This is a genomic window from Niveispirillum cyanobacteriorum (genome assembly GCF_002868735.1).
In the GTDB taxonomy this organism is placed as follows: Bacteria; Pseudomonadota; Alphaproteobacteria; order Azospirillales; family Azospirillaceae; genus Niveispirillum; species Niveispirillum cyanobacteriorum.
Genome location: NZ_CP025611.1, coordinates 26337 through 48664, shown reverse-complemented (window position 1 = coordinate 48664; position 22328 = coordinate 26337). Strand labels below are relative to the sequence as shown.

The window sequence follows — 22328 nt, the reverse complement described above, 5'->3', positions numbered from 1 at the left end:
CTCGGAGTTACGGCGATGTCCGGCACCGTTCTGAACGACCTGCGCAAGGCCAAGCATGCCGATGAGGTCACTGTTGTCACCGGCCTGCTGCGCAGCCATGGGCTGACCACTGCAGAGCGCGCGGGGATCCATGACCGGGCCGTGGCGATTGTGGAGGCGGCACGTCTGCGCCGGCGGGAACTGGGACCGCTGGATAACTTCCTGCAGGAATTCGGCCTGTCGAATAATGAGGGCGTGGCCCTGATGTGCATTGCTGAATGCCTGCTGCGCATCGCCGATCCGGAGACGGCAGACCGGCTGATCGCCGAAAAGATCGCGCAGGGTCAGTGGGATGCGCATCTGGGCCGCAGCGACAGCGCCTTTGTGAATGCCGCCGCCTGGGGCCTGATGCTGACGGGCAAGATCACTGATCTGGAGCGCGGTGGCGAGCGGGATGCCGGCAACTTCCTGAAGCGTATGGTGGCGCGGTCGGGCGAAAGCGTGATCCGTACAGCCATGGGTCAGGCCATGCGCGTCATGGGCGGGCATTTCGTGCTGGGCCGCACCATCAAGGAAGCCATGGCGGAGGCGCGCAAGGCCCGACCCACCGGCACCGTCCATTCCTATGACATGCTGGGCGAAGGGGCCCGCACCTGGGAACAGGCGACGCGGTACCTGGATGCCTATGTGAAGGCCATTGATGCCGTGGGGGCAGAGGCGGCGGGCCGTGGCCCCGTGGCCGCCCCCGGCGTGTCGATCAAGCTGTCGGCCCTGCATCCGCGCTATGTCCAGGCGCAGCATGAAGATGTGATGGCAAAGCTGGTGCCCGCCGTGAAGGGGTTGGCGCTTCAGGCCAAGCGCTGGGACATCAACCTGACCATCGATGCCGAAGAGGCGGACCGCCTGGAACTGTCGCAGGATATCCTGGCGGCGCTGGCCCATGATCCCGATCTGGCCGGGTGGAACGGGTTGGGTCTGGCCATCCAGGCCTATTCCAAGCGCACGCATCTGCTGGTCGACTGGCTGGTTGATCTGGCACGCGCTGCCAACCGCCGCCTGATGGTGCGGTTGGTCAAGGGGGCCTATTGGGACACCGAGATCAAGATGTCCCAGATCGCCAGCCACCCGGACTATCCGGTCTTCACGCGCAAGGCGGCGACGGACCTGTCCTATCTGGTCTGTGCCCGCAAGATGCTGGCGGCCAAGGACGCGATCTATCCGCAGTTCGCGACCCACAATGCCTATACCATCGCCGCCATCCTGCATCTGGCCGGCGACAATCGCGATCTGGAGTTCCAGCGCCTGCATGGCATGGGCGAGCTGCTGTACACGGCGGCGCGCGAGGTCCTGCCCGCCTTCCCGCGTGTGCGCATTTATGCGCCAGTGGGTACCCATGAGGATTTGCTGCCCTATCTGGTACGCCGTCTGCTGGAAAACGGCGCGAACAGCAATTTCGTCAACGCCTACATGGACCCGGACGTGCCCGTCAGTGACGTGGTCGCCGACCCGGCCGCCTTCCTGGAGAATAATGGCATGCTGCGTCATCCGCGCATCCCCACCCCCGCCGACATTTATGGTGCCGAGCGTCCCAATTCCAAAGGCTTCGACCTGACGGCCCCGGAAAAGGTGGCGGCCCTGACCGAACAGATGCAGGCGGCGTTGTCGCGCAACTGGACCGCTGGCCCCATTGTGGGCGGTGTCGAACTGTCCGGCCCCACCCAGCCCGTGACCGACCCGGCCAACCGCGCCCGTACCGTGGGGACGGTGGTGCTGGCAGACAAGCCGGCGGTTGAACGCGCCCTGTCCCTGTCGGTTGCCGCACAGAAGCAGTGGGACCGCGAGGGGGCCGATCATCGCGCCGCCTGCCTGGACCGCGCCGCCGACCTGATGGAAGCCGACACGCCCGCCCTGATGGCCCTGCTGGTGCGCGAGGCGGGCAAGACCCTGCCCGACGCCATCGCCGAGGTGCGCGAGGCCGTGGATTTCTGCCGTTACTATGCGGCCCAGGCGCGCACCGGGTTGAAGCCCGTGCTGCTGCCCGGCCCAACGGGAGAGCGTAACGAGCTGCATCTGACCGGTCGCGGTACCTTTGCCTGCATCAGCCCCTGGAACTTCCCGCTGGCCATTTTCGTGGGTCAGGTGGTGGCCGCCCTGGTGACCGGAAACGCCGTGATCGCCAAGCCCGCCGAACAGACCCCGCTGATCGCAGCAGAGGCCGTGCGCATGCTGCACAAGGCCGGCGTGCCGGGCGATGTCCTGCATCTGCTGCCCGGTGACGGCGCGACGGTGGGGGCGGCCCTGGTCGCCGATACCCGCATCGCCGGCGTCTGCTTCACCGGTTCCACCGAAACCGCCCGCCTGATCAACCGCAGCCTGGCCGACCGCGACGGCGCCATCGTGCCCCTGATCGCGGAGACGGGTGGCCAGAACTGCATGATCGTGGACAGTACGGCCCTTCTGGAGCAGGTGGTGGATGATTGCGTGACCTCGGCGTTCCAGTCGGCGGGCCAGCGTTGTTCGGCCATGCGCGTCCTGTTCGCGCAGGAAGAGATTGCGGACAAGCTGGCCGACATGCTGGCCGGCGCCATGGACCTGATCCGTTTGGGCGACCCGATGGATGTGGCGACCGATGTCGGCCCCGTCATCGACAATGACGCCCGCGACATCCTGATCGCGCATGCCAGCCGCATGGACGGCGAGGCGCGCCTGATCAAGGCCGTGAGCGTGCCCGATGCGGTACAGAACGGCACCTTCTTCGGCCCGCGCCTTTATGAGATCGACAACCTGTCGCGTCTGAAGCGCGAAGTGTTCGGCCCCATCCTGCATATCGTGCGCTTCAAGGCATCGGAGCTGGACAAGGTCGCGGCGGAGATCGCGGCCACCGGTTATGGCCTGACCTTCGGTGTGCATAGCCGCCTGGAAGGCCGCGCCCAGAACCTGTTCAAGACGCTGCCGGTGGGCAACACCTACATCAACCGCAACATGGTGGGTGCGGTGGTCGGCGTACAGCCGTTCGGCGGCCAGGGCCTGTCGGGCACAGGTCCCAAGGCCGGCGGCCCGCACTATCTGCACCGCTTCGTCACGGAAAAGACGCTGACCGTCAACACGACGGCCTTCGGCGGCAATGCTTCGCTTCTGGAACTGGGAGCGTAAAAGGACCCGCCGGGGCGCAAGCCCCGCACCCCGGCCTGGGTGGCGGCAACGCCGACAATCTGGTGTTTCCGTCTTAAATAAAAATACAACTGTAAGACAGCAGTCCGCGTACCGCGCCGTTGGGCGGTGGTCTCCCATGCGGGGGATCATCGCCCAACGGCTTCATTTTTCTGCGAAAAAGGACTATAGCCGGAAGAACGTTCCGCGCCGGGCGCTGTTTCCGCACCGGCATCCCGCACCCGCTGGATGGAGTTCCCTTCCGGATGTCCGAGATCGCCGATGCCCCGCTGGTTCTAATCGTCGAGGATGAGCCGGCGACGCGCGCCCTGTTGGCCGGCTATTTCCATGAGGCTGGTTTCCTTGTGGCCGAGGCGGAAGATGGCAAGCAGACCCGCGAGGTCATGCTGCGTCAGCCGCCCGATCTGGTGCTGCTCGATATCGAGCTGCCGGACGAGGACGGGTTCAGCCTGGCCCGCTCCATCCGCGAAATTTCCAATGTCGGCATCATCATCGTCACCCAGCGCGCCAATGATGGCGACCGCGTCTTCGGACTGGAAACCGGGGGCGATGATTATGTGACCAAGCCGCCCAACCCGCGCGAACTGCTGGCCCGTGCCCGCAACCTGCTGCGCCGGACCCATCCGAGCAAGATGTACAAAGCCGAGGGGGCGGTGCGCTATTTCGCCGGCTGGACCATGGATCTGGCCCGCCGCCGCCTGGTCGATCCGGCGGGGATCGAGGTAAGGGTGACGCGAGGCGAGTTTGAGCTGCTGGGCCTGCTGGTCCGGTCCGGCGGGCGCGTGGTGACGCGTGATCAGTTGATTGATGCCGTCAGCGGCACCGACCGCAACCCTAATGACCGCACCATCGACGTGCTGGTCAGCCGCCTGCGCCGCAAAATGCAGGATAGCGGCTCGCTGGACGTGATCATCACCGAAAAGGGCCTGGGCTACCGTCTGGCTGCCGAGATTACGGACCAGCAGCCGTAAGCCGGTCACGGCGGTAACCGGCCAGGGCGGCCTGACCGGCGGCGAAGGCGGCGGGGAACTGCCGGGCAGCATCCAAGGCCGTATCGCCATCGCCATTCCGGGCGGCGCTGTCCGCCTGCTTGGCAAGCCGCGCCAGCACGCCCAGCCCCACGGTTAGCGCACCCGACGCCAGCTTATGCGCGGCCTTGCCCACCTCCGGCACATCACCACGGTCCAGCGCCTGCGCCACGGCTGTCAATGTGGCCGGCGCGTTGCGGCTGAAGCTGTCGATGATCTGCGCCACCCGTTCGGCCCCCAGAATCGACAGATGTTCCTCCAGCACGCCCAGATCCAGGACCGGCCCTGTATCCGCCGCAGCCACGGGGCGGGCACGGGGTGATGGCGGAGCGGCAGGCGGCGCGACAGCGATGACGGCAACATGCTGTGGCAACAACGGGTCCAGCGTCGCCGCCAGCGTGTCGGGGGTTGCCGGCTTGCCCAGGATAGCGGCCAGTCCACTACGCTGCCGCTGCCGGTCGGTGATCCGGTCGGCCCGCCCCCGCAGCAGGACAACAGGCGGCCCCCCGCCGCGCCGGATGCACCAGGCCAGGGCCAGTCCGCTGTGCTGGCCGATGCGGGCGGAGACAAGGGCAATGTCCGGCCCCTCCATCAGCGCCATTTCCAGCGCCATCTTGGCATCGTCCGTCTCCTCCACCCTGTACCCCGCCTGCTCCAACAGCAACCGCGTCAGGGTGCGGCCCACGGCATCGTCATCCACCACCATGGCGGAACGGCCATTGGCGGCGCCCACCGGTCGCACAGGTGAAGGGGCAGGGCCAGGAACAGAAAGGGGGGCCTGGGCGGGCGGCGTCACCGTGGCACGCAACGGCTCCACCTTCCCAACCGCCCCGCCGCCCAATCGTTGGCGGACCAGCGCCTGCATGCCGGACACCTCGTTCCGCAGCAGGCGCAGTTGGATGGCCTGGGCCGGCGATACCGGGCCGCTGGTCAACCCGTCCAGTTCCTGCGCCATGGCGTTCAGGCGACTATTCAGGCTGTCGGCGGCAAGCCGCAGCACGGGCAGTGGCACCGCTGCATCGGCGGGCACGGTCGGCGGTGCAACCGGCGGCAGCGGATGCGACACCTCCCGTAGCAGCGGTGCCGCCACGGGCAGCAGCAGGAACCCGGCCAGCGTGCCGCCCGCCATGGCCGTCGCCCCCACACCGGCATCAACCCAGAAATATGTCGCCGCCACCTGGCCCGTGACGGTACCCACCAGCCAGAGAGGCGGCAACCAGCGCGGTGCACGCGGCCCCCGCCACCACCAAAGGACCAGCAAGGCCAGACCGAGCAGGCGCAGGCCCAGCATGAAGGGGGCAATGCCCAGCAGCAGCGCATCCAGAAGCGCCATGATGGCCAGCCACGCCCCACCCGCCAGCATCAGGTCGGGCGGTGGGGCCGGTTCGGGCACAGTTGCGGCAGGCAGCCTATCGTTGCTGGAATTCGTCAATTCGGCCTTCGAAAGGACATGATCCATATCCATGTATAGGCTGCTGCGGCGGGCCGGTCCATCATCCGCATCTGCCATGATGCGGCCGCACCCCTGTCGCACTTGCCAACGGATAATGGCGGTGTCATCCCTTGATGATGCGCCGCAACAACAGTGTGGCCTTTTTCCGTCCCGTCTATCACAGGGGTGTTCGTCTTGTCCGCGCCGGTCCGTACCCGTCCTGCCCGTCACCACCGTTCCAAGGCCGGCATGGCAATGCTGGCCCTGCTGCTGCTGTCGGCGGTTCCGGCTGCGACCGCGCAGGACCAGGGACCCAATGCTGCCACCATCCAATGGGCGCAGCAGATCCTGGATCAGCAGGGTTTCTATCAGGGGCGGGCCAGCGGCAAGATGGACAGCGCCACCGCCGCCGCCATCGCCGCCTATCAGAAGAAGAACGGGTTGAAGGCCACGGGCCGTCTGGACCAGGGCACCATCGACAGCATGATGCGGGGCCGGCCTGAACGTACCGGCGTGGGCAATCTGGCCGACCCGACCAGCCGCGCCAAGGCCAGCGCGCCCGTGAACCTGCGTGAAGCCGATGTGAAGCCGCAGGCCGCCCCCGTCGCCGCCTCGGTCGATCGCGGCACCGGCACCGAAAGCACGGTCCTGGGTGTGTCACGCGGCGGCGGTGATTTGCCGGCGACCACGCACCAGCAGCAGGCGGTCTTGCCACAGACGGCAGCCCCTGCCCCCTCCGGCAGCCCCGCCGCCCCCATCAGCAGCAGCAATGCGCAGCCCGACGCCGCCCCGCGCAGCTCGGTTGAAACCGAAGTGACACATGAGACCCCGGAGGAGGCCGGTGGCTTCAGTCCGGACAGCCTGCCCGACTGGGTGCGCTATGGCCTGATGGGGGCTATCGGTGCGCTTCTGGTCGGCATGCTGGGCTTCTGGTGGGGCAGTGGCCGCCGTCAGGTGAAGCCGGCGGCAAAGGCCAAGGGCCGCCGACCGGCCACGCCCCCGCAGCCCGCCGGTGGTGGCGTCCGCCGCGAACCGACCCTGGGCGGTCCCGCCCCTGGCCCGACTGGCCGGCGCGAACCGATCATCACGGCCCCCGCCCGCGATCCGCGCCGGGTGGGGTAAGTATCGCGGAGACAGGCCTCGCCGCCAACTCGACCTGACCGGGCGACGTAACCCGTCCGGCACGCATCCCGCGCATATTGCATTCGTGTTATGAAGGGCTCCCCATGGGCCCTTACAGCGTCTATATAGGGGCCGCGTCCGCCACCCCTGGGAGCTGTCACGACCTTGGCCCGCGCCACCAGCAAATATGTCTGCCAGAATTGCGGCGCCAGCTATCCCAAATGGTCGGGCAAGTGCGACGCCTGTGGTGAATGGAACACCCTGGTCGAAGAACAGGTTGCCGACGCCATGCCCAAGGGGCTGGGCAAGGCTGGCGGCGGACGCAAGATTGAATTCGTCGCCCTGTCGGGCGTACCCGCCGACGCGCCCCGCCGCATGACGGGCATTCAGGAATTTGACCGGGTGTGCGGCGGCGGCCTTGTCCATGGTTCCGCCCTGCTAGTCGGTGGCGATCCTGGCATCGGCAAATCCACCTTGCTGCTGCAGGCCACCTGCTGTCTGGCCCAGGAAACGCGCTGCGCCTATATCAGCGGCGAGGAAGCCGTGGATCAGGTGCGCATGCGCGCCAGCCGCTTAGGCCTAGCCAACGCGCCTGTCCAACTGGCATCCGCCAACAATGTCCGCGATATCGTGGCCAGCCTGGAGGCCGCCGACGGTCCGCAGGTGGCGGTGATCGATTCGATCCAGACCATGTATATCGACAATCTGGACAGCGCGCCGGGCACCGTGGCACAGGTCCGCGCCTGTTCGGCGGAGCTGATCCGCGTGGCAAAGCGCAAGGGCATCACCCTGCTGATCGTCGGTCACGTGACCAAGGACGGACAGATCGCTGGCCCCCGTGTGCTGGAACACATGGTCGACACAGTGCTGTATTTCGAGGGCGAGCGCGGGCACCAGTTCCGCATCCTGCGCGCCGTCAAGAACCGCTTCGGCGCCACCGATGAGATCGGTGTTTTCGAGATGGGGGAGGATGGGCTGATCGAGGTGCCGAACCCGTCCGAACTGTTCCTGGCCGATCGCCGCCGCGACATTACCGGCACCGCCGTCTTCGCAGGTTTGGAAGGCACGCGACCTGTACTCGTAGAGGTGCAGGCCCTGGTCGCCCCCTCGCCGCTGGGCACGCCGCGCCGCGCCGTGGTGGGCTGGGACACATCCCGCCTTGCCATGGTTCTGGCCGTGCTGGAGGCGCGGTGCGGGGTCGCCATTGGGGCCAACGATGTTTATCTGTCGGTGGCGGGCGGCCTGAAAATCTCCGAACCCGCCGCCGATCTGGCCGTTGCCGCCGCCCTGATCAGTTCGCTGACGGGAGAACCCGTGCCCGCGGATGCCGTAGTGTTCGGCGAAATTGGCCTGTCGGGTGATATCCGCGCCGTCAGCCAGACCGATCAGCGGCTGAAGGAAGCCGCCAAACTTGGCTTCAACCGCGCCCTGATGCCACAGCCGCGCCGGTCGCGCGGCGATGGATCGGCAGAAGGGTTGCGGCGCATCGAACTGGACCATCTGTCCGATCTGCTGCCATTGTTCCAGGCGGACGCGCCACCGCGCCCGCCGCGTGGCCGGGATTGAGGGGAGCCGCATGGAAGGCAGCAGCCTGAACCCCGTTGACGTTGCCGTCGTCACGGTCCTTCTGATCTCGGCCCTGATGGCGTTCGCGCGTGGATTCGTGCGCGAGGTGCTGTCGGTTGCGGCATGGATCGGCGCGGCCCTGGCCACCTTGTGGCTGTTCCCGCTGGCCGCCCCCTATACACGGATCTATATCAGCACCCAGTATGTGGCCGATGGCGTCACCATCCTGGGTGTCTTCACCCTGTCACTGATCGCGCTCTCTGTTGTGACCAGCACCATTTCCGGCAAGGTCCAGGAAAGCAGCCTCTCGGCCATCGACCGCTCACTGGGCTTCGCGTTCGGCGTGGTGCGTGGGGCCGTGCTGGTCTCGCTGGCCTACCTGTTCGCGGCCTGGCTCTGGCCGGAACAGCCGGTCTGGCTGCGTGAGGCGAAGGCTAAGCCCTTCCTGGAGACGGGTGCGGACATTCTGCGCGGATTCCTGCCCAATGCTGATCTGTCGCCGGCCCAACGGGAGGCGCAGCGCGCGCAGAACCGGCTGGATGAGGCGGAGAATGCGCGGCGCACCCTGGAACGGCTTGCCAATCCGCGCCCCACATCTGCGGGGAACGCGGCTGTGCCGGAAAAGGATCGCGGCTATAATGCCGATGATCTTGGCCGTCTCGACCAGGTGATTAAAAGCACCGATCAGCCGCAAACCAACCAACCGGATCGACGTCCCGAAGGGGACCAACGCTGACCCGGCGCATGAACATGACCCAACCGGACACCATCTCCCCCGCGAAAGGTGCGAAGCCCATGCTTACGACCCATCCCTTCGACGACGACAAGCTGCGCGAGGAGTGCGGCGTCTTCGGTGTGTACGGTCCCCAGGATGCGGCAGCACTGGTGGCGCTGGGTCTGCACGCGTTGCAGCATCGCGGCCAGGAAGCCGCCGGCATCGTCAGCTTCGACGGCCAGGACTTCCCGCAGCATCGTGCGCTGGGGCAGGTCGGTGACATTTTCGGCAGCGAAACGGTCATGCGCAACCTGACCGGTGACATCGCCATCGGCCATGTCCGCTATGCCACCACGGGCGAACGCTCGCTACGCAATGTGCAGCCGCTGTTCGCGGAGTTTGAGTTTGGCGGCTTCGCGCTGGCCCATAATGGCAACCTGACCAACGCCATGCAGCTGCGCCGGCAGCTTGTGCGCCGCGGCTGCCTGTTCCAGTCAACGTCCGACACCGAAACCATCATCCATCTGATGGCCACCAGCCGGAACGGCTCCGTCATCGACCGTCTGGTCGATGCCCTGCGTCAGGTTGAAGGCGCCTATTCCCTGGTCTGTATGGCCAAGGATCAGGTAATCGGCGTGCGCGACCCGCATGGTGTGCGCCCCCTGGTGCTGGGCCGCTTGGGTGACACCCATGTGCTGGCCTCGGAAACGGTAGCGCTGGACATTATCGGCGCTGATTATGTGCGCGATATCGAACCCGGCGAAATGGTGGTTCTGGACAAGAACGGGGTGCAGTCGCTGCGCCCGTTCCAGCAGACCGGGTCAAAGTTCTGCATTTTCGAATATATCTACTTTGCCCGCCCCGACAGCTTCATGGAAGGCCATTCGGTTTACGGCGTGCGCAAGAAGATTGGCGCGCAGCTGGCCGTGGAAAGCCATATCGATGCCGACCTGGTGATCCCTGTGCCGGATTCGGGCGTGCCGGCGGCACTGGGTTACGCGGAGAAAAGCGGCATCCCCTTCGATCTGGGCATTATCCGCAATCATTATGTGGGCCGTACCTTCATTCAGCCGACGGACAAGATCCGCCGCCTGGGCGTGAAGCTAAAGCACAATGCCAACCGGCATTTCATTGAAGGCAAGCGTATCATCCTGGTCGATGACAGCATCGTGCGCGGCACCACCTCTGTGAAGATCGTGGAAATGATGCGCGATGCCGGTGCCAAGGAAGTGCATATGCGCATTTCCAGCCCGCCGACCAGCAACCCCTGCTTTTATGGCATCGACACGCCGGAGAAGGAAAAGCTGCTGGCCCACCGCATGTCGGTGGAAGAAATGCGGCAGTATATCAACGCAGACAGCCTGGCCTTCATCAGCCTGGACGGTCTCTACAAGTCGCTGAACCATGCCAAGCGCGACGGCGACATGCCGCAATATTGCGACGCCTGCTTCACCGGCGAATACCCGATTGAGCTGACCGATTTCGAGGCCACGCGCAGCGACGTGGCCTATATCGGCGCCAAGCGGGCGTAAGGTTTGTCAAAAAGTCTGTTGTTACGGGCCGGCCATCGCGCCGGCCCGTTGCGTTTTCACATTACAATTCGTTCACGTTAAATCCATTGGCTTTCCGCATCCTCCGCGCCACAGTACGGGCCAACAGCCCTGTTGTGCCGGGAGGATTTTTTACCCGTGACCCATGATGCACGTCCCGTAACGCAACGACGCCGCTGGCGCGCCCTGGTGGCCGGCGTGGCCCTGTCGGCGCTGGCGGTGTTCCCCGCCGCAGCCCGCGTTTTCGATCCTGAGACCTTTACCCTGAAGAACGGCATGCAGGTGGTGGTGGTGAACAACCCCCGCGCGCCCGTCGTCAGCCATATGGTCTGGTACAAGGTCGGTTCGGCGGATGAGGAGCCGGGCAAATCCGGCCTGGCCCATTATCTTGAGCACCTGATGTTCAAGGGCACGGCCAAGATGAAGCCGTCAGAGTTTTCCCGCACCGTGGCCCGCAATGGCGGGCGCGACAATGCCTTCACGGCCTATGACTACACGGCCTATTTCGAGAATATCGCCCGCGACCGGCTGGAACTGGTCATGGGGATGGAGGCCGACCGCATGGTCAATCTGCGCCTGACGGACGATATCGTCCTGCCAGAGCGCAAGGTGATCCAGGAGGAACGCCGCCAGCGCACAGAGAATGAGCCGGCGTCGCGCCTCTATGAACAGCTCTACAGCCTGCTGTTCGTGCATCATCCCTATGGCACGCCCATCATTGGCTGGATGCATGAGATCGAGAAGCTGACCACGCAGGACGCGCTCGATTTCTACAAGCGCCACTACGCGCCCAACAATGCCATCCTGGTGGTGGCGGGCGACATAACAGCGGCGGAGTTGAAGCCGCTGGCCGAAAAAACCTATGGCAAGATCAAGCCATCCAAGGACATCCCTGCCCGCGTGCGTGTGACGGAGCCGCCGACGGAGGGGGCGCGGCGCATCACCCTGACCGATGATCAGGTGCGGCAGCCCAACTGGATGCGCATCTGGAAGGCGCCCAGCTACAGCGCTGGCGAGAAACAGTATGCGTCCGCGCTGGAGGTGCTGGAAAGCATCCTGGCCGACGGTGCCACCTCACGCCTCTATAAGTCGCTGGTGGTGGAACAGAAGATCGCGGCGGGTGTGAACCTGTCCTACAATCCCAACGCGCTCGACCTGGGCACCCTGTCCATCTCCGCCACACCGGCGCCGGGACAGGATGTGGCCGCCGTGGAAAAGGCGCTGGATGCGGAATTGGCGAAGCTGCTGTCGGGCGGCGTCACCGATGCAGAGGTGGCGTCGGCCAAGGTGCGCCTGCGCCGCGATGCCGTCTTCGCGCGCGACAGTCTGCAGGGTCCGGCTTACGCGTTCGGCGTGGCCCTGACCACGGGGCAGACGGTTGCGGATGTGGAGGCCTGGCCCGACCGCATCGCCGCCGTCACCCGCGAACAGGTCGAACAGGCCGCCAAGCTGGTACTGGGTCAGGACAACCATGTCACGGGCATCCTGTTGCCCGCTGCCACACCGGCCCCGGTACAGGCCGCCGCCCCGGCGGCACCGCCTGCCGCACCCGCCGCCCCGGCCAAGGGGGGGACCAAGTAATGGACGCCATGAAGATGATCCGCCGCACGGGCCTGCTGCTGCTCGCGGCCTTCGCGCTTACTTTCACCAGCCTGCCGGCTGCCGCCGTCGATATCGAAAAGGTGGTCAGCCCCGGTGGGATTGAGGCCTGGCTGGTGCGCGACACCAAGAACCCCATCATCGCCATGCAGTTCGCCTTTGCCGGCGGCACTGAACGCGACCCGGACGGCAAGCTGGGTCTGGCCATTATGACGGCCAGCACCATGGATGAAGGGGCCGGCGATCTGGACAGTCAGGCATTCCAGGGCAAGCTGGATGAAAACTCCATCCAGCTGTCCTTCAGCGCCGGGCGCGATGGCTTTGTGGGGCAGTTGACCACCCTGCGTGAGACCAAGGACACCGCCTTCGACCTGATGCGTCTGGCCCTGACCAAGCCACGCTTTGATACCGAAGCGGTGGAACGCATCCGGGGGCAGTTGCAGACCAGCCTGCGCCGGTCGCAGGCCGATCCCAATTATTGGGCCCAGATGGCGTTCGGGGAGACGCTGTTCCCCGGCCACCCCTATGGACGGCCGCAGCGGGGCACGGCCCAGACCCTGGCTGCCATCACCCGCGACGATCTGGTCAATTTCGCCCGCACGCGTCTGGCCCGCGAGGGGCTGAAGGTTGCCGTGTCGGGCGATATCACGGGTGAAGAACTGGCCCCGCTGCTGGACAGCCTGTTCGGTGCCCTGCCCGCCAAGGCCGAGCTGACGCCGGTCGCCAACATTACGGCGGCGGCACCGGGCAAGACCATCCTGGTCCCCCGCCCCATTCCGCAGACCGTGATGATCCTGGCCCATGCCGGCATGGACCGGTCGGACCCGGACTGGTACGCGGCCACCATCCTCAATTATTCGCTGGGCGGTGGTGGCTTCTCCTCCCGCCTGATGGACGAGGTGCGGGAAAAGCGCGGCCTGACCTATGGCATCGGTTCCAGCCTGCAAAGCTTTGACCACGCCAATCTGGTCACGGTCAGCGGCTCCACCGTCAATGACAAGGCGGCAGAGGCGATCAGCGTCACCAAGCAGATCTGGGGCGATGTCGCCAAGAACGGCATTACCGAGGCGGAACTGCGCGATGCCCAGACCTATCTGACCGGCTCCTTCCCCCTGCAATTCACCAATAACGGCGCCATTGCCGGCCTATTGTTGCAGGTGCAGCGAGACAATCTGGGCATTGATTACCTGAACAAGCGCAACGACCTGCTGAACGCCGTCACGCTCGCCGACGTCAAGCGGGTGGCCGCCCGCCTGCTGGACCCCGCCCGGCTAACCACCATTCTGGTGGGACAGCCGACGGGCATCACGCCGGACGGGACGCTGTATAAGCCGTGATCCGGCGCTATCGTGGAAGCGAAAGGGGCGGCTCATTGGCCGCCCCTTTTGCATTACCGCCAGATATTCGTCTGCCCACCGGCACAGCGATATTGCCAGGGCTCGCCTTCCCACCAGATCGTGCCCTCGATGCTGTTGCCCGAGAACTCGCTGCGGCCGCGATAGCCATAACGCTGGATGAAGGCCCGCTCTACCTCGTTCTGGCAGCTATTCTGCGGCTTCTTGGTGACATAGCCACCGCCATATCCACCGCCACCACCATTCCAGATGATGTCGTCATCATGCCGGCGCGGCGGCGGGGGCGGCAGGGGTGGGGGCGGCGGGCGACCCCAATCGTCATAGTGACCACCATCCCAATCCCGGCGCCGCCCGACCTCGCGCAGGGAACTGACGCCGCCACGCAGGTTCTTCACCTCCGCCACGTCGGCGACGCGGGCACCGTCCATCAGGGTGCGGCAATGGTCGTATTTCTTGTCCTTGCACACTTCCCAGGTGCCGGAATTCACGATCAGGGAGCGGGTGCGGTCGTTCCAGGGCGGCAGCTTGGCCAGCGAGTCGATATTGTCATGGATGGTGATCCGGTCCCCCCGGAAATAGGGTTCGGAGAACAAGGTCACCGAACCCGCCAGGGCGGCACCTGCCTGCCCCATCACCATCAACCCGGCCATTGCGGCCACCCAGCGTTTCATCCCCAAACCGGCGGCCTTTCCTGTCGGGCCGCCGCTCCCACAAGGGCCGGATGATCCCGGCCTGATGCTTCATCCTTCCCCCGCTTTATGGCGGGCCAAGGGCGCCATCAGGGCGGGAAAAGGGTGTGTTCGTGCTATAGGCCCTCGACAGGGGTGCCGCAACGGTCCAGTCTCCCCAGGTGGATTGGATAAGGATCAAGTGCTTGATCATGCGTGGAATTACCCGGCGTGGCGTTCTGGCGGCTGGTGCTGCCCTGCCCTTTCTCACCCCCTCCTCCCCCGTACTGGCGCAGGGCAAGCCCGTGGTCGATATTGGCCTGGGCCCGGATGTGGATACGCTGGACCCGCATAAATCCACCACCATCGTGGCCGGACAGTTGTTTATTGAGCTGTGGGAGGGCCTGACGAGCTTTGCCGCCGATGGCGCCATCGTCCCCGGCGTGGCGGAACGGTGGGACACCAGCGCCGATGGCCTGACCTGGACCTTCTATCTGCGTGGCGATGCCAAATGGTCGGATGGCAGCGCCGTGACGGCGGCGGATTTCGTCTTTGCCTGGCGCCGGGCCGTGACACCCACCACGCTTCTGGGCCTGCCGGAATGGATCGCCCCCATCAAGAATGCCCTGCCCATCCTGCAAAATGGCAAGGACCCAGCCAGCCTGGGCGTGGAAGCGGTGAATGACCGCACCTTGAAGGTGACGCTGGAACATCCCAAGCCCGACCTGACCGTCTATACCGCCTACTGGATCCTCTCCCCCCTGCACCGCGCCTCGGTCACCCAGCATGGTGATGGCTTCGCGCAGCCGGGAAAGCTGATCGGTAATGGGCCGTTCATGCTGACGGGGGCGATGCCGCAGAGCCATTATACCCTGGCGGTGAACCCGCATTATCACGGGGCAAAATCCATCGCGGTCGGCGGCGCCAAATATCATGTGACGGAGGATTTGCAGACGGAGTTGAAGCGGTTCCGCGCCGGCGAATTGCTGGCCACCAAGGAGGTGCCGCCGACACAGCTAGACTGGGCACGCGCCAATCTGGCCGACAGTCTGCGGCTGGCCTACCGCGCCAGCACCTTCTTCCTGATCCCCAACCTGACCAAGGCCCCCTGGAAGGACAATCCCGACCTGTGCGTGGCCCTGTCCATGGCCATCGACCGCAAGGTGATTGTGGAGAAGATCACCAAGGGCGGCGAGTTGCCCGCCTATGCCATGACGCCAGAGGGGCTGGTTGGTTACACCCCGCCCAAGCCGGACTGGGCCGATCTGCCCCCCGCCGAGCGCATCGCAAAGGCCAAGGCCCTGTTCGCCAAGGCCGGATACGGTCCGGACAAGCCGCTGTCGCTGGAACTGCTGTACAACACCAACGAGCTGAACCGGCAGGTGGCCGTCGCCGTCGCCGCCATGTGGCAGCAGACCTTGGGCGTGAAGACCACCCTGTCGAACCAGGAATTCAAGATCGTGGTCAGCCGGATGAAGGAACATACCTACCCGGATATTGTCCGCATCACCTGGGCCGTCGGGCTGGTCACCGAATATCTGAACCTGCTGCGCTCACGCGCCAATACCGTCGGCCCCGGCTATATCAACCCCGCCCTGGACCGGGCGATGGAGGATGTGGACCAAGCCCTGACCCTGGATGATTTCCGCGCCAAGCTGGCCGTGGCGGAAAAGATCGCCATGGCCGACATGCCCATGATCCCCGTCATGCGTCAGGCCAGCCGCCGTCTGGTCAGCCCGAAGCTGAAAGGCTGGATCGACAACCCGCTGGATCTGCATTCGGCGCGGTATCTGTCGGTGGGCTGATACAACGCCCCGCGCAACAAACCAACCGTCAGCCCTGCGTTCCCCGCACAGAACGTAGTCAGGTCGTTGCCTTGATTTGGCCCTTGGCGCCCTCTAAGGTGCGATGCAGTGTAACAAGCGTGTGAAGTATCGGGACCATGGCGGCGAAAGAACCCCTCTCCTTCCAGGGCGTTATCCTGACCCTGCAGAATTTCTGGGCGGCCCAGGGCTGCCTGGTTTTGCAGCCTTACGACATGGAAGTGGGTGCGGGCACGTTCCACCCGGCCACCACCCTGCGCGCACTGGGTCCTGACAACTGGAATGCCGCCTATGTTCAGCCCTCGCGCCGTCCCAAGGATGGCCGCTATGGCGAAAACCCTAACCGCTTGCAGCATTATTACCAGTTCCAGGTGATCATGAAGCCGTCGCCGGCCAACATCCAGGACCTGTATCTACAGTCCCTGGTGGCGTTGGGCGTCGATCCGGCCCTGCACGATATCCGCTTTGTTGAGGATGACTGGGAAAGCCCGACCCTGGGCGCCTGGGGCCTGGGCTGGGAGGTCTGGTGCGATGGCATGGAAGTGTCGCAGTTCACCTATTTCCAGCAGGTGGGCGGCATCGGCGTGGAGAAGGTGGCGGCTGAGCTGACCTATGGCCTGGAACGTCTGGCCATGTATATCCAGGGCGTGGAGAACGTTTACGACCTGCGCTTCAACGATCCCGTGGGCGACCGCCCGGCCGTGAAATATGGCGAGGTGTTCCACCGCGCCGAACAGGAATACTCGGCGCATAATTTTGAATATGCGAACACGGAGATGTTGTTGCAGCATTTCCAGAACGCGGAGAAGGAGTGCGCTGCCCTGCTGTCCCATGGTCTGGCCCTGCCAGCCTATGATCAGTGCATCAAGGCCAGCCATCTGTTCAATCTGCTGGATGCGCGCGGGGTCATTTCGGTGGTGGAACGACAGAGCTATATCCTGCGGGTGCGCACGCTTGCCAAGGCCTGCTGTGAGGCGTGGCTGGCCGATGGCTACCGCAAGGGTAAAGCCGCCTGACCCTGATCATTACGACACCAGAACAATAATCTCCGGACGCTTGTGACCAAAATGGCCGAACTGCTGATCGAACTGTTCATGGAAGAAATCCCGGCCCGCATGCAGGTGCGTGCGGGTGAGGATTTCAAGCGTCTGGTAACGGACAAGCTGTCGGCGGCGGGTATTGGTTTCACCAAGGCCGAGGTTCATTCCACCCCCCGCCGTCTGGCCCTTCTGGTCGATGGTCTGCCGACGGCACAGGCGGATGTGCGGGAGGAAAAGAAAGGGCCGCGCGTCGGGTCGCCCGAACAGGCGCTGGCCGGGTTCCTGAAATCCGCGGGCCTGTCCAGCATCGATCAGGCCGAACAGCGCGACACCGGCAAGGGCGTGTTCTATTTCGCGGTGATCGAAAAGAAGGGCGGCGCCACCATCGACGCCCTGCCCGGCATCATCGATGCCGCCATCCGCGAACTGCCCTGGCCCAAGTCCATGCGCTGGGGTGCCAACGAATTCCTTTGGGTGCGCCCGCTGCATTCCATCATCGCCCTGTTCGATGGCGCGGTTATCCCCGGTGCCCTGGATTTGGGCGGCAAAAGCATCGCCTATGGCAACCAGACCGAAGGCCACCGCTTCCTGTCGCCGGGCGTCCTCACCGTCAGCAGCTTCGCAGACTATGCGGCCAAGCTGGCGGCAGCCCATGTCGTTCTGGACCGGGAGGAGCGCAAGCGCCTGATCCTGGCCGGTGCACAAAAGGCAGCGGCGGCGGAAGGCTTCGTTCTGAAGGATGATCCGGGCCTTCTGGAAGAAGTGGCGGGTCTGGTCGAATGGCCCGTCGTCCTGACCGGGGCCATCGACAATCAATTCATGGACGTGCCGGCGGAGGTGCTGACCACCTCGATGCGCACGCATCAGCGTTACTTCGCCCTGGAAACCGCCGACGGCAAGCTGGCCCCGCGCTTCGTGGTGGTCGCCAACCGCACCACCATTGACGGCGGCAAGGCCGTCATCGCCGGCAATGAACGCGTCCTGCGCGCCCGCCTGTCGGATGCCAAGTTCTTCTGGGACCAGGATTTGAAGGTGAAGCTGGAAGACCGGGTGCCCGGCCTGAAGGACATCACCTTCCATGCCAAGCTGGGCACCCTGGCACAGCGGGTGGAGCGGATTCAGGCCCTGTCGGTCGCCATCGCCAAGGCCCTGAACTGGGACGAAGCAACGATTGAACAGGCCGCCCTGGCCGCCCGCCTGTCCAAGTCCGACCTGACCACGGGCGTTGTTGGGGAGTTCCCCGAGGTCCAGGGCATCATGGGCCGCTATGTCGCCTATCACGAAGGGCTGCCCGCCTCCGTGGCCGAGGCGATTGCCGACCATTACAAGCCGCTGGGACCAAGCGACCGCGTACCGACCGACAAGGTGTCGGTGGCGGTGGCCCTGGCCGAGAAGATCGACACGCTGGTCGCCTTTTTCGGTATCGACGAAAAGCCCACCGGCTCCCGCGACCCGTTCGCCCTGCGCCGTGCGGCGCTGGGCGTGATCCGGTTGATTGTGGAGAATGGGCTGCGGGTGAAGCTGGGCGCGCTCCTGCTGGCCGCTGGTGCCACAGACCCGGTTACCGCTGACCTCCTCTCCTTCTTCAACGACCGCTTGAAGGTCAGCTTGAAGGAAAAGGGCGTCCGTCACGACCTGATTGACGCCGTTCTGGCCCTGGGTGGTGAGGATGATTTCGTCCGCCTGCTGGCCCGCGTTGAGGCTCTGTCCGGCCTGATCGCCACCGATGACGGCAAGAACCTGCTGGCAGCATCAAAGCGCGCCAGCAATATCCTGCGTATCGAGGAAAAGAAGGACGGCCCGCATGATGGCGCCGTCGATGCCGGCCTGTTGACCCAGGATGAGGAAAAGGCCCTGGCCGACGCCCTGGTCGCCGCCCACAAACAGGCGGCCCCCCTGATCGAGGCGGAGGACTTCACCGGCGCCATGGCGGCCTTCGCAGCCCTGCGCGCGCCCGTCGACGCCTTTTTCGAGAAGGTCACCGTGAATGCGCCGGAAGCGCCGGTGCGCGCCAACCGCCTGCGCTTGTTGAGCCAGATCCGCGCGACGCTGAACCTGATCGCCGATTTCTCGAAGATCGAAGGCTGACCCCATGAACCTTCGCCCCCGCACGCCCCGCCCCCTACGGCGGGCGCGGTGCGGCGGTGAAGGTAGTGGAATTACGCTATCCTTGTTGCAGTGCGGTAGTTTGGTAGTGGCGTCGGGTGCTGTCCGGCCGTGCCACGCCATTTGCATCGACGCGGTTCCTTCCCGCCTTCCCGGCGAAGGCCGGGACCCAGGGGCCAAGCGCCCGACCGTTCAGCCGCCTTTTGCCCCCACAAATCCGTTCGTCGCGCCCGTGATCCTGGGCCCCGGCCTTCGCCGGGGAGGCGATAACCGGTTTCGCGGGGCGCGGCATTACCCCAAATCCACCCATCGGGCTCCGGCCCGTATCCCGTGCAACAACACCATCAAGAGTGTTGCATGGTGTTTCACAGCGTCACCACCAGACCAACCCCATAATCAAACGGGACCAAGATCATGACGAAGTGGGTCTACAGCTTCGGTGAAGGCAAGGCCGAAGGTCGCGCGGAGATGAAGAACCTCCTGGGCGGCAAGGGCGCCAACCTGGCGGAGATGAGCAATCTCGGCCTGCCGGTGCCCCCTGGCTTTACGGTCACGACGGAGGTCTGCACCTACTTTTATGCCCATGGCCGCCAATATCCCGACAGCCTGCGCGCCGAGGTTGGCGCCGCCCTGGCAGAGATTGAGCGGATCGTGGGTATGAAGTTCGGCGATGCGGAAAACCCGCTGCTGGTCTCCGTCCGCTCCGGTGCCCGCGCGTCGATGCCGGGCATGATGGATACCGTTCTGAACCTAGGCCTGAACGATGTAACCGTCGCGGGTCTGGCCCGCCGGTCGGGTGACGCCCGCTTCGCCTATGACAGCTATCGTCGCTTCATCCAGATGTTCGGCAATGTCGTGCTGGACGTGGATCACCATCACTTTGAAGAAGTGCTGGAAGATCACAAGCGCGGCCATGACCTGAACCTGGATACCGAGCTGACCGCCGAAGATTGGCAGGAAGTGATCAAGGGCTATAAGGAAGTGGTGCAGGAGGCCCTGGGCCGCCCCTTCCCGCAGGACCCGCAGGAACAGCTGTGGGGTGCCATCGGGGCCGTGTTCGGTTCCTGGATGAATGCCCGCGCCATTACCTATCGCAAGCTGCATGACATCCCGGCCGAATGGGGCACGGCGGTGAATATCCAGGCCATGGTGTTCGGCAATATGGGCGGCGACTGCGCCACTGGCGTGGCCTTCACCCGCAACCCGTCCACGGGCGAGAACGCCTTCTATGGCGAATATCTGATCAATGCCCAGGGTGAGGATGTGGTGGCCGGCATCCGCACGCCGCAACACCTGACCATCGCCGGCAAGATCGCCAACGGTTCCGACCTGCCGGCTATGGAAGAAAGCATGCCGGAAGTGTTCGCGCAGCTGAACGCGGTGCGCCTGAAGCTGGAGCGGCATTACCGCGACATGCAGGACATCGAATTCACGGTCCAGCAGTCAAAGCTTTATATGCTCCAGACCCGGTCGGGCAAGCGCACGGCCCCGGCGGCGCTGAAGATCGCGGTCGATATGGTGCGCGAAGGCCTGATCAGCGAGAAGGAAGGCATCCTGCGGATCGAGCCGAAGTCGCTGGATCAGCTGCTGCACCCGACGCTGGACCCCAAGGCCACCAAGCAGATCATCGCCAAGGGCCTGCCGGCCAGCCCCGGTGCCGCTAGCGGCAAGGTGGTCTTCACGGCGGAAGAGGCGGAGAAGCAGGCGGGCCTGGGTGAGAATGTCATCCTGTGCCGCGTGGAAACCAGCCCGGAAGACATTCACGGCATGCACGCCGCCAAGGGGATCCTGACCACCCGTGGCGGCATGACCAGCCACGCGGCGGTGGTGGCCCGTGGCATGGGCCGGTCCTGCGTGGCCGGTGCCGGTGAACTGCGCATCGATTACAAGCGCGGTATTATTACCGTCCGCAATGTCGAGGTGCGGGCCGGCGACATCATCACCATCGATGGCTCGACCGGTGAGGTGATGCTGGGCGAGGTGCCGACCATTCAGCCGGAACTGTCGGGCGACTTTGCCGAACTGATGGGCTGGGCCGATGCCCATCGCCGCATGAAGGTGCGCACCAACGCCGAAACCCCGCTGGATGCCCGTACCGCGCGCAAGTTCGGGGCCGAAGGCATCGGCCTGTGCCGCACCGAACATATGTTCTTTGACGCTGACCGCATTATCGCCGTGCGCGAGATGATCCTGGCCGAAAGCGAGGCGGGCCGCCGCACCGCGCTGGCCAAGATTGCGCCGATGCAGCGCAAGGATTTTGTCGAGCTGTTCAAGATCATGAAGGGCCTGCCCGTCACGATCCGCCTGCTGGACCCGCCGCTGCATGAATTCTTGCCGAATTCGGAAGCCGAGATGGTGGAGGTGGCCAAGGCTGCCGGCACCGATCTGCAGAAGGTGCAGCATCGGTCCTTGCAGCTGCATGAAGCCAACCCGATGCTGGGCCATCGCGGTTGCCGCCTGGGCATCTCCTACCCCGAGATTTATGAGATGCAGGCCCGCGCCATTTTTGAGGCGGCGGTGGAAGTGTTCAAGGAAACCGGTGAGACCGTGATCCCGGAGATCATGATCCCGCTGGTCGGCACCAAGAAGGAGCTGGATATCCTGAAGGCGGTGATCGACCGCGTTGGCGCGGAAGTCATCGCCGCGTCAGGCCACAAGGTCGATTATCTGGTCGGCACCATGATCGAACTGCCGCGTGCCGCCCTACAGGCCGCCAAGATCGCGGAAACCGCCGGGTTCTTCAGCTTCGGCACCAACGACCTGACCCAGACCACGTTTGGCATCAGCCGCGACGATGCCGGCGCCTTCCTGCCCGATTATCAGCGGGCCGGTATCCTGGAGCATGACCCGTTCGTGACCCTGGATACCGAGGGCGTGGGCGAACTGGTGCAGATCGCCGCCGAACGCGGCCGCAAGACCCGCCCCGACATCAAGCTGGGCATCTGCGGCGAACATGGTGGCGACCCGTCATCGGTTTATTTCTGCGAGAAGGTAGGGCTGGATTACGTCTCCTGCTCCCCCTACCGCGTCCCCATCGCCCGCCTGGCCGCCGCACAGGCCGCCATCGAGGGCGAGAAACGCGCCAGTGAAGCGTGATGTACAGACGGGGGCCGGCAAAGGCCCCCGTTTTGCCCCACAACACTGGACTTTTCCGCCTGAAAGCCTATCCCTGTT

14 protein-coding genes are annotated in these 22328 nt (G+C 64.9%); 12 read left to right on the top strand and 2 right to left on the bottom strand.

Features of this window, described 5'->3' with window-relative positions:
- The first annotated feature begins 15 nt into the window (after positions 1-15).
- Entirely contained in the window at positions 16-3132 is a 3117-nt protein-coding gene (putA, locus tag C0V82_RS00185) for a bifunctional proline dehydrogenase/L-glutamate gamma-semialdehyde dehydrogenase PutA (protein WP_102110609.1), read from the top strand.
- 263 nt (positions 3133-3395) lie between these two features.
- Positions 3396-4121, top strand: a complete 726-nt coding sequence (locus C0V82_RS00180; protein WP_102110608.1) for a response regulator transcription factor — start codon at positions 3396-3398, stop codon at positions 4119-4121.
- Here the strand turns inward: C0V82_RS00180 and C0V82_RS00175 are convergent.
- The gene (locus C0V82_RS00175; RefSeq protein ID WP_102110607.1) at positions 4102-5688 is read right to left on the bottom strand and encodes a response regulator; all 1587 of its coding nucleotides are present in this window, start codon (positions 5686-5688) and stop codon (positions 4102-4104) included. The two genes, C0V82_RS00180 and C0V82_RS00175, sit on opposite strands and share 20 nt — an antisense overlap.
- Positions 5689-5805: 117 nt before the next feature.
- Between C0V82_RS00175 and C0V82_RS00170 the strand changes: the two genes are divergently transcribed.
- The 6 genes from C0V82_RS00170 to C0V82_RS00145 all read left to right on the top strand — a co-directional run bounded on the left by C0V82_RS00170 (position 5806) and on the right by C0V82_RS00145 (position 13499).
- The gene (locus C0V82_RS00170) at positions 5806-6732 is read left to right on the top strand and encodes a peptidoglycan-binding domain-containing protein (protein WP_158659620.1); all 927 of its coding nucleotides are present in this window, start codon (positions 5806-5808) and stop codon (positions 6730-6732) included.
- Positions 6733-6897: 165 nt separating this feature from the next.
- Entirely contained in the window at positions 6898-8298 is a 1401-nt protein-coding gene (radA, locus tag C0V82_RS00165; RefSeq protein WP_102110605.1) for a DNA repair protein RadA, read from the top strand.
- Between the two features lie 10 nt (positions 8299-8308).
- Positions 8309-9034 (top strand): CvpA family protein, encoded by a 726-nt coding sequence (locus tag C0V82_RS00160; protein ID WP_158659619.1) that lies wholly within the window; start codon positions 8309-8311, stop codon positions 9032-9034.
- Positions 9035-9093: 59 nt separating this feature from the next.
- Entirely contained in the window at positions 9094-10545 is a 1452-nt protein-coding gene (purF, locus tag C0V82_RS00155) for an amidophosphoribosyltransferase (RefSeq protein WP_102113130.1), read from the top strand.
- Between the two features lie 156 nt (positions 10546-10701).
- A complete protein-coding gene (locus C0V82_RS00150) occupies positions 10702-12144 on the top strand; it encodes a M16 family metallopeptidase (RefSeq protein WP_102110603.1) in 1443 nt (480 codons plus the stop codon).
- Complete coding sequence (locus C0V82_RS00145; protein WP_308421110.1) at positions 12144-13499, top strand: M16 family metallopeptidase; 1356 nt, start codon at positions 12144-12146, stop codon at positions 13497-13499. The genes C0V82_RS00150 and C0V82_RS00145 overlap by 1 nt, the downstream gene beginning before the upstream one ends.
- A 53-nt stretch (positions 13500-13552) precedes the next feature.
- On the opposite strand, the gene C0V82_RS00140 is transcribed toward C0V82_RS00145, so the two are convergent.
- On the bottom strand, positions 13553-14167 hold the full coding sequence (locus C0V82_RS00140) for a beta/gamma crystallin-related protein (protein WP_158659618.1): 615 nt from the start codon (positions 14165-14167) through the stop codon (positions 13553-13555).
- 230 nt (positions 14168-14397) lie between these two features.
- Here C0V82_RS00140 and C0V82_RS00135 point away from each other — a divergent pair, with 230 nt between their 5' ends.
- From C0V82_RS00135 to ppdK, 4 genes are all read left to right on the top strand, one after another.
- The gene (locus C0V82_RS00135; RefSeq protein WP_102110601.1) at positions 14398-15990 is read left to right on the top strand and encodes a peptide ABC transporter substrate-binding protein; all 1593 of its coding nucleotides are present in this window, start codon (positions 14398-14400) and stop codon (positions 15988-15990) included.
- 137 nt (positions 15991-16127) lie between these two features.
- Positions 16128-17024, top strand: coding sequence for a glycine--tRNA ligase subunit alpha (locus C0V82_RS00130; RefSeq protein WP_054168894.1), 897 nt, complete (start codon positions 16128-16130; stop codon positions 17022-17024).
- A 51-nt stretch (positions 17025-17075) separates the two neighbouring features.
- Positions 17076-19136: a glycine--tRNA ligase subunit beta gene (glyS, locus tag C0V82_RS00125; RefSeq protein ID WP_102110600.1), complete on the top strand. Its 2061-nt coding sequence runs from the start codon at positions 17076-17078 to the stop codon at positions 19134-19136.
- A gap of 432 nt (positions 19137-19568) precedes the next feature.
- The gene (gene ppdK / locus C0V82_RS00120) at positions 19569-22250 is read left to right on the top strand and encodes a pyruvate, phosphate dikinase (RefSeq protein ID WP_102110599.1); all 2682 of its coding nucleotides are present in this window, start codon (positions 19569-19571) and stop codon (positions 22248-22250) included.
- Positions 22251-22328: the final 78 nt, after the last annotated feature.

Excerpts from the sequence above, each read along its gene's own strand:
- putA (WP_102110609.1), top strand. The coding sequence starts at position 16 with ATGTCCGGCACCGTTCTGAACGACCTGCGCAAGGCCAAGCATGCCGAT.
- C0V82_RS00180 (WP_102110608.1), top strand. The coding sequence starts at position 3,396 with ATGTCCGAGATCGCCGATGCCCCGCTGGTTCTAATCGTCGAGGATGAG.
- C0V82_RS00175 (WP_102110607.1), bottom strand. The coding sequence starts at position 5,688 with ATGGCAGATGCGGATGATGGACCGGCCCGCCGCAGCAGCCTATACATG.
- C0V82_RS00160 (WP_158659619.1), top strand. The coding sequence starts at position 8,309 with ATGGAAGGCAGCAGCCTGAACCCCGTTGACGTTGCCGTCGTCACGGTC.
- purF (WP_102113130.1), top strand. The coding sequence starts at position 9,094 with ATGCTTACGACCCATCCCTTCGACGACGACAAGCTGCGCGAGGAGTGC.
- C0V82_RS00145 (WP_308421110.1), top strand. The coding sequence starts at position 12,144 with ATGGACGCCATGAAGATGATCCGCCGCACGGGCCTGCTGCTGCTCGCG.
- C0V82_RS00140 (WP_158659618.1), bottom strand. The coding sequence starts at position 14,167 with ATGGCCGGGTTGATGGTGATGGGGCAGGCAGGTGCCGCCCTGGCGGGT.
- C0V82_RS00135 (WP_102110601.1), top strand. The coding sequence starts at position 14,398 with ATGCGTGGAATTACCCGGCGTGGCGTTCTGGCGGCTGGTGCTGCCCTG.
- C0V82_RS00130 (WP_054168894.1), top strand. The coding sequence starts at position 16,128 with ATGGCGGCGAAAGAACCCCTCTCCTTCCAGGGCGTTATCCTGACCCTG.
- glyS (WP_102110600.1), top strand. The coding sequence starts at position 17,076 with ATGGCCGAACTGCTGATCGAACTGTTCATGGAAGAAATCCCGGCCCGC.
- ppdK (WP_102110599.1), top strand. The coding sequence starts at position 19,569 with ATGACGAAGTGGGTCTACAGCTTCGGTGAAGGCAAGGCCGAAGGTCGC.